Origin of the sequence: Sphingobium sp. HDIP04, from assembly GCF_000445085.1 — a bacterium.
In the GTDB taxonomy this organism is placed as follows: domain Bacteria; phylum Pseudomonadota; class Alphaproteobacteria; order Sphingomonadales; family Sphingomonadaceae; genus Sphingobium; species Sphingobium indicum.
The window spans coordinates 87116-101937 of the sequence record NZ_ATDO01000129.1 but is presented as its reverse complement, the minus strand read 5'-3'; the positions used below and the strand labels follow the sequence as shown (position 1 = coordinate 101937).

The window sequence follows — 14822 nt, the reverse complement described above, 5'->3', positions numbered from 1 at the left end:
GGTTGCCTTTACATTAACCGGAAATCGCCGCGAGACGTTAACCATATTCGTCCCGGCCACCCCGTTCCTACGCCCATTTGGCACGGCCCCTGCACATCTTCCCATATCCGTTCCAACCAACAAAGGGGTGAGGGAAATGAATGTGAACAAGCTGTTTCTGGCCGCTGGCGTGGCCGCCTTGATGGGCGCGGCGGCACCGGCGGAGGCGACCTGGTGCTGGGGCAAGAAGTGCGGCGGCTCGTCCAGTTCGTCGGGCGGCGGCTCCAGCTCCGGCGGCGCGCCCACGCCGGTCCCCGAACCGGAGCAGATGGCCCTGTTCGGCCTGGGCGCGGCGGTTCTGGGCGCGCGCGTTTTCGCCGCGCGCCGCAAGCGGAAGTAAGTTTTCATTTGACGGGTCGCGCGCGCGGCGCTTGATGGCGCCATGCGCGCGACCCTTTTCGACCTTGAGCAGACCATCCGCCAGCGGCGGGATGCCGATCCCGGCCAATCCTATGTGGCCAAGCTGACCGCCAGGGGCCGCGGCAAGATCGCGCAGAAGGTCGGCGAAGAGGCGGTGGAGACGGTGATCGCCGCCATGGCATCCGACCGGCAGGGCGCGATCGGGGAAAGCGCGGACCTGCTGTTCCACCTGCTGGTGCTGCTGGCCGATCTCGACATCTCGCTGGACGATGTGCTGGACGAACTCGACCGGCGCGAAGGCGTGTCGGGCATTGCGGAAAAGGCCTCCCGCAAGGGCGATTGAGCGTCTTCCCGGAAAGATATTGCCTCTCCGGCGTTTGTCCGTCAGCCTCTCCATCCATCGAGAGGACAGGAGGGCATATGTTCAAGACCCTGTTGGGCGGCCTGATCGGCGGCGTGGCGATGTATCTGGTCGGCTTCATCTTCTGGGGGACGCCGCTGAGCGCCCTCGCCTTCCACCGCACGGGATCGGGCGCCGACTTGCAGGCCGCCATGGCGCAGGCGCTGACGCCGTCGGGAACCGGCGTCTATATCATTCCCGATCCCTCCACCGCGGAGGGCACCGTGCTTTACGGCAAGGGACCGGTGGCGATGGTCTTCTACAATAGCGGCGGTTTCCCGGTGACGGATGCGGGCGCGCTGATCGGCGGGCTGATCCTGGCGCTGGCGGTCGGCGTGCTGATCGCGCTGATGCTGCGCTTCGTGAGCGGCGATCTGGGCGGACGTGCGCGGGCGACGGTCCTGTTCGCGCTGGCGGCCGTGTTGTGGCTGCATGTCGGTCAGGCCGTGTTCAACCATGCGCCCTGGGGCTATATTCTTTATCTGGCCTTCAGCGATTTCGCGGCACTGGTCGCGGCAGGGTTGGTCGCCGCCAAAATCATGGAGAGCAGGCAGGCAGGCGGTTCCGAGGCGGCGGGGGAGACGACGCTGCATTGAGCTTGGACGGAGGTTTGCCGACTTTCTGCCCTTGCAGCTATCGGCCGTCACCCGCCTCTTCCGCCAGCCGGATCATGCAGTCGGCATGCCGCCGGGCGATGGCCATGCGGTCTTCGCCATAGCCGCCGCCCATGGTGCTGGCGAGCGAAATGCCCCGGCTTCTCGCGGCGCGCATCACGCACCGGTCGCGGCGATCCAGCCCTTCGTCGCTGAGCGACAGACGGCCGAGACGGTCGTCCCCATGGGGATCGACCCCCGCCTGATAGAGGATCAGGTCGGGCCGGAAATCGTCCAGCACGGGCGGCACGACCTTCATGAGGGCATCCATATAGGCGTCGTCGCCCGTCGCGTCGGGTAGGCCGATGTCCAGCGTCGACCGCGCCTTGCGCACCGGGAAATTGCTTTCCGCATGGATCGACAGGGTGAAGATGTCGTCGCGCCCGCCGGTCAGGACGGCGGTGCCGTCCCCCTGATGCACGTCCAGGTCCAGGATCAATATCCGCCCCGCCTCCCCTTCCGCGATCAGCCGGTTGGCGGCGATGGCCAGGTCGTTGAACACGCAATAACCCGCGCCGGTGTCGGCCAGCGCATGGTGGCTGCCGCCCGCCGCATTGGCGGCATAGCCATGGCGCATCGCCAGCCGCGCCGCCAGCCACGTGCCGCCGGGCGACAGCATGGATCGGCGCATTACCCGCTCCGTCACCGGAAAGCCGATGCGCCGTTCCTTGTCGCGCGGCACGGTCATCGTCGCGACCTGGTCGACATAGGCGGGGTCGTGGACCGCCTCTATCCAGCGGCGCGGCATGGGCGCGGGTTCATGTACGGTAAAGGGGGCGGCGGCCATGGTCAGCGCTTCCATCACCAGCCCATATTTGTCGAAGCGAAAGGAACTGCCCGCTGTTGCCGGAGAGACATAGGCCGGATGGTGAACGACGTGCAGCATCATCTTTTCCGCTATCTTCGAGTTTGAACGATGCGGGCTTTGCGCTATCTGGTCCAGCATGAACCGTCCCGAATTGATCCGTTTTTCCGTTTTTTGCCTGCTGGGCGCGGCCGCCGTGCCGTCCGTCGCGCAGCCTCCCGCCGTCGCGCCGACCGTGCCCGCGCCCCAGCCGCAGGTGATCCTGCCGCCGTCCATCGTGACGCCGCCTCCCCCGGTTCCGCTGCCCCGGCCGTCCGCCGCGCAGGAACGCTGGCTCAACGACTGGCTGAAGGGCGGCACGCAGCAGGGGCTGATGGCGCGCAGCAAGGCGACCGGCGACCTGAAGGGCGACGCCCTGCTCTCCGCCGCGCTGGACCGGGCCAGGGCGCTCAGCACCGGGCGGGTCGATACGGCGGACTTCCTGGAAATCTGGGCGGTGCGTCCTGCTCCCTTCGATCCCCGGCCGGGCCTGGCCAAGGCGATCAGCGAGGATCGGCTGCCGCAATGGGCGCTCAACCTGACGCCGCCCTATGCTGGCTATGACGGGCTGCGCAAGGGCCTCGCCAATTATGAGCGGATTCGCGACGCGGGCGGCTGGCCGACGCTGACGGCGCAATCCTCCCCCGATGTCGTGCGGGCGCGCATCGCCATAGAGGACAGGAGCGTCACGCCCGGCGAAAAGCTGGTCGACGTGCTGCAACGGGCGCAGCGGCGCTACGGCCTCAACCCCACGGGCCTGCTGGACGCCCGGACGCTCAGGGAACTGAACGTGCCGGTGGATGACCGGATCGCCGCGATCATGGCGAATATGGAGCGCTGGCGCTGGATGCCGCGGCAATTGCCGGTCAACCGGGTGCAGGTGAACATCGCCGCCGCCGTGCTGACCGTGTTCGAGGGGGACGAGCCGGTGACGTCGATGCGCGCCGTGACGGGCGCGCCCGACAATGCGACGCCGATGCTGGTTTCCAGCATCCATTCCATCGTGGTCAATCCGCCGTGGAACGTCCCCGCCTCCATCGCCAAGCGCGAATTATGGCCCAAGGGGCGCGCCGCGCTGATCCGTCAGGGCTACAAGATCGTCGGCACGCCGGAGACCGGGGAGCGCATCGTTCAGCCCGCCGGTCCCAACAGCGCGCTGGGCCGGTTGAAGTTCGACTTCAACAATCCCTTTGCCGTCTACCTGCACGACACCCCGTCGCGGGCGAAATTCTCAAGCTATGACCGACTGGCGAGCCATGGCTGCATCCGCCTGGAAAAGCCCGTGCCGCTGGCGGAACTGATGGTGGCGAGCGATCCCGACCTTGCGGGCAAGATCCAGTCGCTGATCGACACCGGCAAGACCCAGCGCGTGTCGCTGCCGAAGGAAGTGGCGGTGTACCTGCTTTACTGGACCGCCTTTGCCGGCAATAACGGCACGATGAACTTCCGTTCCGATCCCTATGGCTGGGACAAGCTGCTGGCGGCGAAGATCGAGGCGTCCAGCCGCCGCGTCGATCCGACCGCCGCGCCCGCCGCCACCATCGCATCCAAGGATTGATCTTCATGCGCAAACTCGCCCTTTTCGCCCTTGCCGGCACGCTCGTCCTCGCCGCCTGCGGCAAGAAGGAGGAAGAGGCGCCCGTGACCAACAATCTGGTCGAACCGCCTGTCGAGAACGTCATCGAGGAAGAACCCGTGGCCCCGGCGCCGGAGCCGAGCAACAATGCCGCGCCGGAACCCGCCCCGCCGCCCAGCATTTCCGAACAGCAGCAGATAGAGGATGACGCCGCCGCGACCGGCATGACCGCGCGCCTTGGCGGCGACGAAGGCGCGAACGCCACCGAATAGGCCCCAGGCATCGGCCGCGGTCTCCCGCCCCGGAAAGGAGGCGGGACGACGGTTTTCCGGCCATCATGGGGGATGGACGGCGGCGGCGATCCGGCGGCGCCCTTGGACTGTCGCCGCTCCTTTGCTATATTGCGATTCATGGATCGTCGTAATTTTACCAAGCTCGCTTTGAGCGGGCTGGCTTTTTCGTTTCTTGCCGACAGTGCCGGGCGGGCCGCTCCGCTGGGCGAAACGCAGCCGCAGCCGGCCGTTCCTCCGGCTCCGCGCCCCGCCTCGCCGGGACCGCTCGCTGCCCAGCCCTATGCGAAACTGCTGGAACGGGCCAAGGCCGCGCTGGACCAGCATGGGCATATGTTCACGCTGCGCGACCGGGTGGCGTTGGCCGATTTCAACGCGCCGTCCCGCGAATTGCGCTTCCATGTGGTCGATCTGATCGGCGGACAGGCCAGTTCCTATCTGGTCGCCCACGGCCGCGGTTCCGACCCGGAGCATTCGGGATGGCTCCACAGCTTTTCCAATGAGCCCAATTCGCTGGCGAGCAGTTCTGGCGCGTTCAAGACCGGCGAAATCTATGAGGGCCAGCATGGCCGGGCGATGCGGCTGGCCGGGCTGGACCCGCAGAACAACAATGCGGAAATGCGCGCCATCGTCGTGCATGGCGCGGATTATGTCAGCGAGAACCATATCGCGAGCTGGGGCAAGATCGGCCGCAGCGAGGGCTGCTTTGCGCTTGCCCGCCATATGCTGCCGCAATTCATCGGCCTGATGGGGCCGGGTCGGCTGCTCTATGCCGACAAGATCACGGGCATAACGGCCTAGGCAGCGTGGACAAATTCGAAAATGTCGTGAAATGGCCAGTTGCGGACATTGCCCCACCGTCACCCCGGGCTTGACCCGGGGTCCCGCTTTCTTTCTGAGTGCCGCGCCTCGTCCAAGGCAGCGGGACCCCGGGTCAAGCCCGGGGTGACGAAAGGAGGGGGTGGCGGCTAACCACCCAAATCACTCAGTCCGGCAAGTCTTGAATTTGTCCACACACCCTAGGACAAGAGCTTTCGGCGTGGCCCTGCAACGGCAGGAGCCAGTTGCGACCTTGGCGCTAGGACGATTCCAAGCGAACGGAACCGATCGCTGATTAACCACAGATCCAGAGCGGAGAGCTGATTCAATCAGATCGAAGCCCGCTCTGGACGAACGGAAAGCCGCGTCAGCCCGATTTGGCGCCCGTCATCGCCTCGATGGAGGGCCTGTTCATCGCATCGATGGTGCCGTCGCTCAGCATCGCCTTGCCCATGTTCAGCGCTTCGGCGGACAGGGCCGGGTCGTTGCCGGTCTGGCTGGCCCCGATCAGCGCCGACAGCAGGATGTTCCGGGACACCGCGTCCTGGGCGCTTTCCGCGACGGACTTGCGGGCGAGGGCCAGCGCCTCCTGATAGAGGGGATCAGCGCCGGTCTTGTCGCTGCCGGCCAGCTTCTGATTGCCCATCTGGATCAATATGCCGGCGAAGATATTGCGGCTGGCGGCGTCGGCGGGTTTCGCCTCCACCAGCTTGCGCCAATAGGGCGCGGATTCGGTGTAGAGCGCGATCACCTTGTCCATCCTGCCCAGCGCGCCCTGAGCCGCCGCATTGGCGTAAAGCGCGTTGGCGAGGAAATTCACATTGTCGATCTTGGCGGGATCGGCCTGCACCGCCGTGCGGATGGCGGGCAGCGCGGCTTCATATTTCGCGGCGGCGCCGGCATTGTCGCCGGCCTGCTGCGCGGTCTGTCCGGCGGTGAAATCCGTGACCGCCTGGTTGAAGGCAGCGATCTGCTCCGGCGTCATCTGGCCTGCGGCGGGAGCGGCCTGCGCCGCCTCCTGCGCAAGCGCCGGCGCCGCCAGCGGCGCGGACAGGGCGATCAGGGCGACGAGAAAGGTACGGGACGGCAAGATGGACACTCCTCGATCATGCAACGGAAGCGGGCGCGAAGCTGCCCGCTCGTTGATATTGAACGAAGACGCGGCGTCATTCCCACCCGGTCAGGCGCGGGTCATCTCGCAAAAGGCTCGGGCCATGGCAAATTCGTGCCTGCGCCGCGCCGACCGGGCGGCGGCCTCCTTGTCCTCGCCCCATTGTTCGACTTCCCAGGCTTCGTCGATCTCGGCCGCCGTCCAGATCAGGTCCGCGTCATGGCCGCCTTCCACCACCGCGAGGCCGCAGACGAGCGAGCCTGACAGCGTCACCAGCGTCGACAGCCCTGCGAGCGTGAAGGGATCGAACGCAGCGACGGCAGCCGCCAGCCTTTCCAGCGTCCGGGCGGGCTGGTCGACCGGAACGACGCCCTGCGTCACCCGAAAGGCGACGTCATAGCGCGCCATGGCCCAATCCAGCAGCGGATCCCAGGCCGCGGCCTCCCGCGCGACAAGCTCCGCCGGCCCCTCCGCGCGATAGCAGAGCAGGTCGCTTTCCCCATAGCGCGCAATGCCAGCGGCGAAGCTGTCGCTCTGCGGCGCGATCTGGTCGATGGCCCCGTTGGCGAGGCCGGTGAAGGGCATGGAGCGCGGATCGACCATGTCGCCCTGGGCGCGCCATTCCTCCGCAATCGCTTCGGCAAGGCGGATATTGGGCAGAGCAAGCGCAGCGCGGGCCGGCGTGCGGACCGGGCGGCCGTCCAGGCGGATTTCGAAACCGGATTCGCCCGCGACGACGGCGGCGTCCTCATAAAAGCGCTTCATGATTGCGGCGGTTTCCTGAACAGCGCGAGCAGCAGGCGCGGAACGATGACGAACTGGAACAGGCCGACGAGGACGAAGATCGCGCCCATGGCCTTCGCCTTGCTCCCCTGCACCCAATGGAAACGCTGCATCAGCACCAGGAATCCGAACATCACCAGCAGCGCGCCCGACAGGCGGAACAGCCCGAGCGCGAAGAAGCGCTGGCGGGCGACCTTTTCGGGGTCGACGGGCGGAACGGGCGGCATGTCGGTCATAGGGATCGCATGAGGGAAGCGCGGATATGGCCGCGCAGCTCCTCGCTGTCCATGGCGACGCCGTGCGCGCCCGCGCCGATCAGCTCCTGCGGCGTGTGATAGCCCCAGCCAACGCCCAGCGCCCGCGTGCCGGCGGACAGCGCCATGTCGATGTCGAAGCTGGTGTCGCCGATCATCACCGTGCTTTCGGGCGTCGCTCCCGCTTCTGCCATGGCGGCCAACAGCATGGAGGGATGCGGCTTGGACGGATGGCGGTCGGCGGTCTGCAAGGTCACGAAATGGGCATGGATGCCATGATGGGCAAGGCAGAGGCGCAATCCCCGGTCCGATTTGCCCGTGGCGACGCCGAGCAGCCAGCCATCGGCATCCAGTTCGCGGATCAGCGCGGCGATGCCGGGATAAAGCGGTTCCGACACCGCATTTTCCCGGCGAAGCTGCTGGAAGGCCAGCTTATAGCTTTCCGACAGATGGTCATGATAACCGACCTCCGCATCGGGCAGCAGGCGCGCCATGGCGAGCGGGAGCGACAGGCCGATGACCGACAGGATCGCCGCCCGGTCGGGCGCCGTCAGCTTCTCGCCCTCGAACGCGCGGACCATGGCCGCGCAGATGCTGTGCTGGCTGTCGACCAGCGTGCCGTCGCAATCGAACACCGCAAGCCTGTTCGTCATGACTTCCTGCGCGCTCCCCCGCCGGAGCCGCGCGCGCGCCTTTCGCCCTTGCGGCCCTTGCGGATCTGCTTGGCATGGGCGCGGGCGGCCTTCTTCTCATCCTCCCGCGTGGGCGGGCGGGCGATTTCCTCGTCCAGCGGCAGGTCGCCGGCGGACAGGTCGAACCCCAGCGAGACAAGGCTGGCGGCGAAATGCTCCGGCAGTTCGGCCCGCACGTCGACCCGCCCGCCATCGGGATGATCGACCCGGATGCGCCGGGCGTGAAGGTGCATCTTGCGGCTGATCGTGCCGCTCAGAAAGGCGTCCTTGCCGCCATATTTGCCGTCGCCGACGATGGGATGGCCGACGGCCGCCATATGGACGCGCAACTGGTGGGTGCGGCCGGTATAGGGTTGCAGCTCCACCCAGGCGGCGCGGTTGCCCGCCCGCTCGATCACGCGATAGCGCGAGCGGGAGGGCAGCCCCTCCTCCTCATCCACATGCATCTTCTCGCCGCCGGTGCCGGGCTGCTTGGCGATGGGCAGTTCGATCATGCCGTCCTCGATGGAGGGCACGCCCATGACGATGGCCCAATAGACCTTGCGCGCCGTGCGGCTGGAAAAGGCCTTGGCGAAATAGGCCGCCGACCGGGCGGTGCGAGCGATCAGCAGCGCGCCGGACGTGTCCTTGTCCAGCCGGTGGACGAGCTTGGGCCGCTGGTCCAGGTCGAACTCCAGCGCATCGAGCAGGCCGTCGACATGATCGTCCGTCTTGGTGCCGCCTTGCGTGGCGAGGCCAGGCGGCTTGTTGATGACAATGGCCTGCGCGTCGCGATGGATGACGAGTCCCTGGGCGAAGGCCATCTGATCGTCGGTCAGTTGCGGGCGGACGCGCCTGGGCTTCGCGGTTTCGGGCGCCTTGGGTTCGGCGGGGGGCACGCGGATGCTCTGGCCCTCCGCGATGCGGTCGCCCGGCGCGGCGCGGGCGCCATCGACGCGCAACTGGCCGGTGCGCGCCCAGCGGGAGACGGTGTTGAAGCCGACATCGGGCAGATGCCGCTGGAACCAGCGGTCGAGCCGGATACCGTCATCGTCCGCGCCGACGCGAAACTGCCGCACATCCAGCGAAACGCCCTTGGCTGGGGACGGCTTGACCGGCTTCGCGGCTGCGGGTTTTGCGGCAGGTTTCGCGGCAGGCGGCCTGGGACCGGCCTTGGGCGCATCGGGCTTGCGGGCGCGAGCGGCCTTGACCGCCCCCCGCGCACGACCCGCAGGAGCGGTGCCGGACTTGCGCGGGCCGGAAGATTTGCCGGGAGGACGCCCCTTCATGCGACGGTCCTCATCACGGCCAGGCCGCCGGCCAGCGCGCCCACGGCGCCGACGACGGAAAGGACCGCATAGCCGAGCGCCATGCCCGTCTGTCCGCGCTCCATCATCAGCATGGCCTCCAGGCTGAAGGAGGAGAAGGTGGTGAAGCCGCCGAGCAGGCCCACGGCCAGCAGCAGGCGGATCGGCTCGCCCGACGGCGCGTTGAAGCGCGCCAGCCATCCGGCGAGCAGCCCCATGGCGAAACCGCCGACGACATTCGCGCCGAACGTCCCCCAGGGCCAGGAGGCGCCGGGGATCATCTGCGCAGCAAGACGCCCGAGCAGGTATCGCAGGGCCGATCCGACGGCGCCCCCTGCCATGACGAGAAGAATATTGGTCATGCCGCCCGCCCTAGAGCATTTCTGCAAGGCTTGGAAAGCGGTCATTGGCCTTGGGAGAAGGGCGCGCCGACGAAGTGGAGGATAGGCATGGAGGCTATGAGTGGAGTGCGGACGTTCTTAATCCTCCCCATCGTTAGATGGGGAGGGGGACCGGCCGAAGGCTGGTGGAGGGGAAAATGCGCAGGTCGCGCCATTTCCCCTCCACCCCTCGCTTCGCGAGCGGTCCCCCTCCCCACGCTGCGCGCAGGGGGGATTTAGTGGCTGCTATTGGCCAGAGCCCGACTTGCCTTCGCCCTTATCGCCCGTTATCCGCCAGCACGTCGACGCTGGTCCTGCCGCCGGGCGTCTGGGTGAACAGCAGCAGGAAGGCGCTGCCGTCCCCCTTGCGCGTGCCGCCCAGCACATGGTCGCCGCCCATCACCCTGTGTTCGGCGTCGAAACCCGCGCGGCGCGCCTGGGTATAGTAGAAATCCATCACGCTCTGCCACGGCACGGGGGTCACGAACGTCGCCGCGCGCAACGTGCATCCGTCCTTTTCCGCACCCGCCGCCTCCGTCAGTTGCGCACCGGGATAGACGGTGAAGGGTTCGGGCAGGCGGCTGGCCCACTGCGCGCCTTGCACCAGTTGTTCGCGGCAAAAGGCGTTGCCGCCCGGCTTCTTCTGTTCATCGGCCACGGCGGCGAGCGTCGATTCGGACTCCTTCGCCTCCCCTTCCGCCGGAGCGGGCGCGGCGAGCAGCCTGCCGCCGGCGAGCTTCACCGCCGCCGCAAGGGCGGTCGCGGCCTCTCCCTTCAGCGCAGGCAGCCTGGCGCTGGGGGACTGGCCGGCGAGCCGGGGATCGACCACGATCTGATTGGCGAGCGCATCCGCCGCATTGTTGGTGAGCTGGGCGTCGAGCGCGTTCAGATCATCCGCCTTCTTGCCGCAGCCCGCCAGCGGCAGGGCGACGATCATCGCCAGAACACAGAAAGATCGAACAGACGCCATGGCTTCACTCCTTTGTAAACAAGGGATGAATATCAGAGGTTAATTTTTCGTTAGGGATTGTGGTGAATCCGCGAATTTTCTCCCGCGCCGGGCCAATCCGCGCCAACTGGCCCCGCCGTCCATCTTGCCCTTCCCCCGGCGAAGCGCCATTTGTGCGATCATGCTCAACATGCTGTCGGCCCTGATCGGCCTCGTCACCCTCATCCTGATGATCCCGGCGGTCTTTCCGCTGCTGGGTGCGCTCAACTGGCTGCTGGTGCCGATGGCGCTGCTGGGCGCATTTGTCGGCATGTTCTCGGCCAGGAACGGCGGGCGCAATTTCTGCCTGATCGTTGCGGGGTTCGGCGCGCTGCGGCTGTTCCTGGGCGGAGGCATCCTCTGAATTCCCTTCCGCCATCGGAACGGGCGGTCCGCCGCGGCCTGATCGCCGCGGTGACGGCTTATGGCCTGTGGGGCCTGCTGCCGATCTATTTCAAGCTGCTGCATCATGTGAACGCGGTGGAGATCGTCAGCCAGCGCATCCTGTGGTCGCTGCTGCTGATCCTGTCGCTGCTGCTGGCGCGGCGGAGCCTGGCCGATCTGGGACCGATATTGCGCGACCGGCGGCTGCTTTCGGCCCTTGCCGCGTCGGCGGTGATGATCGGCGCCAACTGGCTGACCTATGTCTGGGCGGTGAATGCCGGGCATGTGCTCGCCGCCAGCCTGGGTTATTTCCTCAATCCGCTCGTCACGGTGGGACTGGGCGTGCTGCTGCTCCGCGAAAGGCTGCGGCGGGGGCAGCTGGCGGCGGTGGGAATCGCGGCGGTCGGCGTCGCCATCATGGCCGCGACCGCCCTCACCACGCTCTGGATCAGCGTGGCGCTGGCGCTGAGCTTCGCCTTCTACGCGTTGATCCGGAAACTGACTCCCGTGGCGCCGATGGCGGGGCTGGGCGTGGAGACCCTGCTGCTGATGCCGCCGGCCATGGCCTATCTGTTCTGGCTGTCCGCGCATGGCGGCATCGGCTTCGGCCAGGACGCGCCGACCACCATCCTGCTGATCGCCGCCGGAGCGGTGACGACAGTGCCGCTGCTGCTGTTCGCGACCGCCGCGCATCGGCTGCCGATGGCGACGCTCGGCCTGCTGCAATATCTGGCGCCCTCGATGCAGTTCCTGTGCGGCATCCTGTTGTTCGGCGAAAGGCTGACCGCGGGGCAGATGACGAGCTTCGCGCTGATCTGGCTCAGCCTCATCCTGTTCGCGGCGGACAGCCTGACCGCCGCCCGTCGCAATCGCCTGGCGACGGCCTAAGCGAACTCGGTCGCCTCGAACCGCACAGGCTCCCCCACGGCCTGGTTGGCGAGCGCGTCTTCCCACATCACCCGATGGCCGCGGATGATGGTGCCGACGGCCTTGCCGGTCAGTTCCATCCCCTCGAACGGGGACCAGTCGCAGCGCGATGCCAGCCAGTCGCGACCGACGGTCCAGCGCTTCTTGAGGTCGACCACCGTGAAGTCCGCGTCATAGCCGAGCGCGATGCGCCCCTTCCCCACCAGGCCGAAGACGCGCTGCGGCCCCGAAGAGGTCAGTTCGATGAACCGGCGCAGCGACAGGCGCCCTTCCGCCACATGGTTGAGCAGCAGCGGCACCAGCGTCTGGACGCCCGGCATGCCGCTGGGCGATGCGGGATAGGGCTTCGCCTTCTCCTCTATCGTATGGGGCGCATGGTCGCTGCCCAGAACGTCCGGCACCCCCTGGTTCAGCCAATGCCACAGGCCGTCGCGATGCGCGCCCGACCGGATCGGCGGGTTCATCTGCGCATAGGTGCCCAGGCGCGGATAGGCGTCCTCCGCCGCCAGGGTCAGATGCTGGGGCGTGACTTCGCAGGTCGCGATGTCCTTGTTCCGGGCGATATATTCCAGTTCCGCGGGCGTCGTCACATGCAATATGTGGATGCGGCGGCGCGCCTTGCGGGCCAGGTCGATGATGCGCCTGGTGGCGATCATCGCGCTTTCATCGTCGCGCCAGACGGGGTGGGACGACGGGTCGCCCTCCACCCGATAATCCTTGCGGGCGTTCATCCGCGCCTCGTCCTCGGCATGGATGGCGACGCGGCGGGTGCCGCTGGCCAGGACTCGCGACAGGGCGTCGTCATCGTCGACCAGCAGGCTGCCGGTCGACGCGCCCATGAAGATCTTGACCCCCGACGTGCCGGGGATGCGTTCCAGTTCCTTCAACTGCTCGGCATTGTCGGCGGTGGCGCCGACATAGAAGGCATGGTCGCACCACATGCGATGGCGGGCGCGCTTCAGCTTGTCGTGCACGCGCTCGGCGGTGTCGGTATTGGGGTTGGTGTTCGGCATTTCGAACACGGCGGTGACGCCCCCCAGCACAGCGGCGCGGCTGCCCGATTCCAGATCCTCCTTATGCTCCAGCCCCGGCTCGCGGAAATGGACCTGGCTGTCGATGCAGCCCGGCAGCACGTCCAGACCCGTGCAGTCGATCACTTCGCCCGCGCCGCCCAAAGATGTGCCGATGGCGACGATCCTGCCGCCGCTGACGCCCACGTCCACGCTTTCCGCGCCGCCGGGGGTGTGCACGGTGCCGTTCTTGAGGAGGAGGTCGAAAGTCATGTCGGTCTCGCCAGCTTGGGGGGTGGGCTTGGATATGATGGGCGATTGTCCTACCTAAAGCCGATGACCGGCACCACCCTTACCGACCGCGCGCTCCTCAGAATTTCCGGCGAGGAGGCTAAAATCTTCCTGCAAGGCCTGCTCACCCGCGACGTGCCGGGGTTGAAGGAGGGCGAACCGCGCTGGACCGCGCTGCTGACGCCGCAGGGCAAGGCGCTGTTCGACTTCATCCTGTGGGCGGACGGCGGGGATGTGCTGATCGATTGCGAGGGCGCGCAGGCGGACGCGCTGGCCAGGCGGCTGGCGCTCTACCGGCTGCGGCGCAAGGTCGCGATCGCGCGGGAGGATGCCCTGGCGGTGCATTGGGCGTTGGAGGCGCCCGGCAAGCCGTTCGACCCCCGCCTGCCGCAGCTTGGCCATCGCTGGATCGCGCCGGCGGACGAGGGCGACGCTTCGGCGGCATTCCGGGCGCACCGGCTGTCGCTCGGCATATTCGAGGGCGTGGGCGAACTGGGCCAGGACCAGATTCTCTGGCTGGAAGCCAATGCCGGCGAACTGGGCGGCGTCGATTACGACAAGGGCTGCTATGTCGGGCAGGAAAACACCGCCCGCATGCATTATCGCAACAAGGTGAACCGGCGCCTGGTGGCCGTGCCGCTCGCGCAGGCCGATGAGAAGCGCCAGAAGGCGGCGCTGCCTGACCTTGGCCTGTCCATCGAATTGCGGCGCGTGGAGGATATCGACGCCGCCGACCTGCCCGGCTGGCTTGCCGGAGCGATGATGGATCAGGCCGCCGAATGAGGCGCGCTCTTTTCGCGCTGCTGGGCGCATGGCTGCTGATCGTCCCGGCTCAGGCGGAGACGCGATGGAAGCTGGTGCGAAGCTATCCGCACGATCCCGGCGCCTTTACGGAGGGACTCTTCTACCACGACGGCGCCCTGTACGAGAGCACGGGGCTGGAGGGCGAGTCGGAAATCCGAAAGGTCGACCTCAAAAGCGGCAAGGTGCTGGCTCGCCGGATCGTTCCCCGCCCCTATTTCGGCGAGGGCATCGTCAACTGGAAGGACCGGCTGATCAGCCTGACCTGGCGGCATCGGCAGGGCTTCGTCTGGAAGCTGGACGATTTTTCGCCGGTTTCCCAGTTCCGCTACGAAGGCGAAGGCTGGGGCCTGACGCAGGACGGGCGCAGCCTCATCATGAGCGACGGCACCGCGCAACTGCGGTTCCTGGACCCCGAAGGACTGACCGAGGAGCGCCGGATCACGGTGACATGGAACGGCCGTCCGGTGGAGCGGCTCAACGAGCTGGAATATGTGAAGGGCGAGATCTGGGCCAATATCTGGTACGACACCCATATCGTCCGGATCGACCCGCGCACGGGCGCGGTCATCGACTGGCTCGACATCGCGCCCCTCCTGAAGGCGAGCGGCGCCAGGGATAGCGAGGCCGTGGCGAACGGCATCGCCTATGACGCAAAGGCCGACCGCCTGTTCGTGACGGGCAAGAACTGGGCCAGGCTGTTCGAGATAAGGGTCGGGAAATGAGCTTGGCGGCAGGCGCTCCCGAAGCGGGACGGCAACGGCGGCTGTTGGCCAATCAGGACATCGCCCCACCGTCACCCCGGACTTGATCCGGGGTCCCGCTTTCTTGTCTGTGCCGCGCCTCGTCCAAGGCAGCGGGACCCCGAGTCAAGCCCGGGGTGACGAAAGGAGGGGTGGCCGCTCTCCACCCCCACCAATCCCCGCATCGCATT

Annotated in this window: 19 protein-coding genes; 10 read left to right on the top strand and 9 right to left on the bottom strand. The window is 67.2% G+C overall.

Annotated elements, in window-relative coordinates; all coding sequences use genetic code 11:
* Positions 1–136: 136 nt before the first annotated feature.
* From L286_RS44710 to L286_RS44700, 3 genes are all read left to right on the top strand, one after another.
* Complete coding sequence (locus tag L286_RS44710; RefSeq protein ID WP_020818793.1) at positions 137–379, top strand: PEP-CTERM sorting domain-containing protein; 243 nt, start codon at positions 137–139, stop codon at positions 377–379.
* Positions 380–421: 42 nt separating this feature from the next.
* Entirely contained in the window at positions 422–742 is a 321-nt protein-coding gene (locus L286_RS44705) for a phosphoribosyl-ATP diphosphatase (RefSeq protein ID WP_020818794.1), read from the top strand.
* A 77-nt stretch (positions 743–819) separates the two neighbouring features.
* Entirely contained in the window at positions 820–1395 is a 576-nt protein-coding gene (locus L286_RS44700) for a hypothetical protein (RefSeq protein WP_020818795.1), read from the top strand.
* Between the two features lie 37 nt (positions 1396–1432).
* Here the strand turns inward: L286_RS44700 and L286_RS44695 are convergent, their stop codons facing one another.
* Positions 1433–2338: a histone deacetylase family protein gene (locus L286_RS44695; protein ID WP_025161119.1), complete on the bottom strand. Its 906-nt coding sequence runs from the start codon at positions 2336–2338 to the stop codon at positions 1433–1435.
* Positions 2339–2396: 58 nt separating this feature from the next.
* On the opposite strand from L286_RS44695, the gene L286_RS44690 reads away from it, so the two are divergent.
* The 3 genes from L286_RS44690 (at position 2397) to L286_RS44680 (ending at position 4963) form a co-directional block, all read left to right on the top strand.
* Positions 2397–3854: a L,D-transpeptidase family protein gene (locus tag L286_RS44690; protein ID WP_021223984.1), complete on the top strand. Its 1458-nt coding sequence runs from the start codon at positions 2397–2399 to the stop codon at positions 3852–3854.
* Positions 3855–3859: 5 nt separating this feature from the next.
* The gene (locus L286_RS44685) at positions 3860–4144 is read left to right on the top strand and encodes a hypothetical protein (protein ID WP_007688506.1); all 285 of its coding nucleotides are present in this window, start codon (positions 3860–3862) and stop codon (positions 4142–4144) included.
* Between the two features lie 138 nt (positions 4145–4282).
* Complete coding sequence (locus L286_RS44680; RefSeq protein ID WP_025161118.1) at positions 4283–4963, top strand: murein L,D-transpeptidase catalytic domain family protein; 681 nt, start codon at positions 4283–4285, stop codon at positions 4961–4963.
* A 385-nt stretch (positions 4964–5348) separates the two neighbouring features.
* Here the strand turns inward: L286_RS44680 and L286_RS44675 are convergent, their stop codons facing one another.
* The 7 genes from L286_RS44675 to L286_RS44645 form a co-directional block, all read right to left on the bottom strand.
* On the bottom strand, positions 5349–6071 hold the full coding sequence (locus L286_RS44675) for a hypothetical protein (protein ID WP_025160976.1): 723 nt from the start codon (positions 6069–6071) through the stop codon (positions 5349–5351).
* Positions 6072–6161: 90 nt separating this feature from the next.
* Entirely contained in the window at positions 6162–6857 is a 696-nt protein-coding gene (locus tag L286_RS44670) for an ATP12 family chaperone protein (protein WP_020818801.1), read from the bottom strand.
* On the bottom strand, positions 6854–7111 hold the full coding sequence (locus tag L286_RS44665) for a hypothetical protein (protein ID WP_013039905.1): 258 nt from the start codon (positions 7109–7111) through the stop codon (positions 6854–6856). The genes L286_RS44670 and L286_RS44665 overlap by 4 nt, the downstream gene beginning before the upstream one ends.
* Positions 7108–7782: an HAD-IA family hydrolase gene (locus L286_RS44660; protein WP_020818802.1), complete on the bottom strand. Its 675-nt coding sequence runs from the start codon at positions 7780–7782 to the stop codon at positions 7108–7110. The genes L286_RS44665 and L286_RS44660 overlap by 4 nt, the downstream gene beginning before the upstream one ends.
* Positions 7779–9089, bottom strand: coding sequence for an RluA family pseudouridine synthase (locus L286_RS44655; RefSeq protein WP_020818803.1), 1311 nt, complete (start codon positions 9087–9089; stop codon positions 7779–7781). The genes L286_RS44660 and L286_RS44655 overlap by 4 nt, the downstream gene beginning before the upstream one ends.
* Positions 9086–9469, bottom strand: coding sequence for a fluoride efflux transporter CrcB (gene crcB, locus L286_RS44650; protein ID WP_020818804.1), 384 nt, complete (start codon positions 9467–9469; stop codon positions 9086–9088). The genes L286_RS44655 and crcB overlap by 4 nt, the downstream gene beginning before the upstream one ends.
* A 295-nt stretch (positions 9470–9764) precedes the next feature.
* A complete protein-coding gene (locus tag L286_RS44645) occupies positions 9765–10457 on the bottom strand; it encodes a hypothetical protein (protein ID WP_025160975.1) in 693 nt (230 codons plus the stop codon).
* Positions 10458–10617: 160 nt separating this feature from the next.
* On the opposite strand from L286_RS44645, the gene L286_RS44640 reads away from it, so the two are divergent.
* Positions 10618–10839 (top strand): hypothetical protein, encoded by a 222-nt coding sequence (locus tag L286_RS44640; protein WP_007688490.1) that lies wholly within the window; start codon positions 10618–10620, stop codon positions 10837–10839.
* A gap of 38 nt (positions 10840–10877) precedes the next feature.
* Complete coding sequence (rarD, locus tag L286_RS44635) at positions 10878–11747, top strand: EamA family transporter RarD (protein ID WP_327195665.1); 870 nt, start codon at positions 10878–10880, stop codon at positions 11745–11747.
* Here the strand turns inward: rarD and L286_RS44630 are convergent.
* Positions 11744–13069, bottom strand: a complete 1326-nt coding sequence (locus L286_RS44630; protein ID WP_020818807.1) for a dihydroorotase — start codon at positions 13067–13069, stop codon at positions 11744–11746. The two genes, rarD and L286_RS44630, sit on opposite strands and share 4 nt — an antisense overlap.
* A 63-nt stretch (positions 13070–13132) precedes the next feature.
* Here L286_RS44630 and ygfZ point away from each other — a divergent pair, with 63 nt between their 5' ends.
* Together ygfZ and L286_RS44620 are read left to right on the top strand one after the other, a co-directional pair.
* Positions 13133–13870: a CAF17-like 4Fe-4S cluster assembly/insertion protein YgfZ gene (gene ygfZ / locus L286_RS44625; RefSeq protein WP_020818808.1), complete on the top strand. Its 738-nt coding sequence runs from the start codon at positions 13133–13135 to the stop codon at positions 13868–13870.
* The gene (locus L286_RS44620) at positions 13867–14613 is read left to right on the top strand and encodes a glutaminyl-peptide cyclotransferase (protein ID WP_020818809.1); all 747 of its coding nucleotides are present in this window, start codon (positions 13867–13869) and stop codon (positions 14611–14613) included. The genes ygfZ and L286_RS44620 overlap by 4 nt, the downstream gene beginning before the upstream one ends.
* Positions 14614–14822 lie beyond the last annotated feature (209 nt).

What these genes read in the sequence shown, in the direction of transcription:
- L286_RS44710 (WP_020818793.1), top strand. Translation starts at nt 137, where the DNA reads ATGAATGTGAACAAGCTGTTTCTGGCCGCTGGCGTGGCCGCCTTGATG.
- L286_RS44705 (WP_020818794.1), top strand. Translation starts at nt 422, where the DNA reads ATGCGCGCGACCCTTTTCGACCTTGAGCAGACCATCCGCCAGCGGCGG.
- L286_RS44700 (WP_020818795.1), top strand. Translation starts at nt 820, where the DNA reads ATGTTCAAGACCCTGTTGGGCGGCCTGATCGGCGGCGTGGCGATGTAT.
- L286_RS44695 (WP_025161119.1), bottom strand. Translation starts at nt 2,338, where the DNA reads ATGCTGCACGTCGTTCACCATCCGGCCTATGTCTCTCCGGCAACAGCG.
- L286_RS44690 (WP_021223984.1), top strand. Translation starts at nt 2,397, where the DNA reads ATGAACCGTCCCGAATTGATCCGTTTTTCCGTTTTTTGCCTGCTGGGC.
- L286_RS44685 (WP_007688506.1), top strand. Translation starts at nt 3,860, where the DNA reads ATGCGCAAACTCGCCCTTTTCGCCCTTGCCGGCACGCTCGTCCTCGCC.
- L286_RS44680 (WP_025161118.1), top strand. Translation starts at nt 4,283, where the DNA reads ATGGATCGTCGTAATTTTACCAAGCTCGCTTTGAGCGGGCTGGCTTTT.
- L286_RS44670 (WP_020818801.1), bottom strand. Translation starts at nt 6,857, where the DNA reads ATGAAGCGCTTTTATGAGGACGCCGCCGTCGTCGCGGGCGAATCCGGT.
- L286_RS44665 (WP_013039905.1), bottom strand. Translation starts at nt 7,111, where the DNA reads ATGACCGACATGCCGCCCGTTCCGCCCGTCGACCCCGAAAAGGTCGCC.
- L286_RS44660 (WP_020818802.1), bottom strand. Translation starts at nt 7,782, where the DNA reads ATGACGAACAGGCTTGCGGTGTTCGATTGCGACGGCACGCTGGTCGAC.
- L286_RS44655 (WP_020818803.1), bottom strand. Translation starts at nt 9,089, where the DNA reads ATGAAGGGGCGTCCTCCCGGCAAATCTTCCGGCCCGCGCAAGTCCGGC.
- crcB (WP_020818804.1), bottom strand. Translation starts at nt 9,469, where the DNA reads ATGACCAATATTCTTCTCGTCATGGCAGGGGGCGCCGTCGGATCGGCC.
- L286_RS44645 (WP_025160975.1), bottom strand. Translation starts at nt 10,457, where the DNA reads ATGGCGTCTGTTCGATCTTTCTGTGTTCTGGCGATGATCGTCGCCCTG.
- L286_RS44640 (WP_007688490.1), top strand. Translation starts at nt 10,618, where the DNA reads ATGCTCAACATGCTGTCGGCCCTGATCGGCCTCGTCACCCTCATCCTG.
- L286_RS44630 (WP_020818807.1), bottom strand. Translation starts at nt 13,069, where the DNA reads ATGACTTTCGACCTCCTCCTCAAGAACGGCACCGTGCACACCCCCGGC.
- ygfZ (WP_020818808.1), top strand. Translation starts at nt 13,133, where the DNA reads ATGACCGGCACCACCCTTACCGACCGCGCGCTCCTCAGAATTTCCGGC.
- L286_RS44620 (WP_020818809.1), top strand. Translation starts at nt 13,867, where the DNA reads ATGAGGCGCGCTCTTTTCGCGCTGCTGGGCGCATGGCTGCTGATCGTC.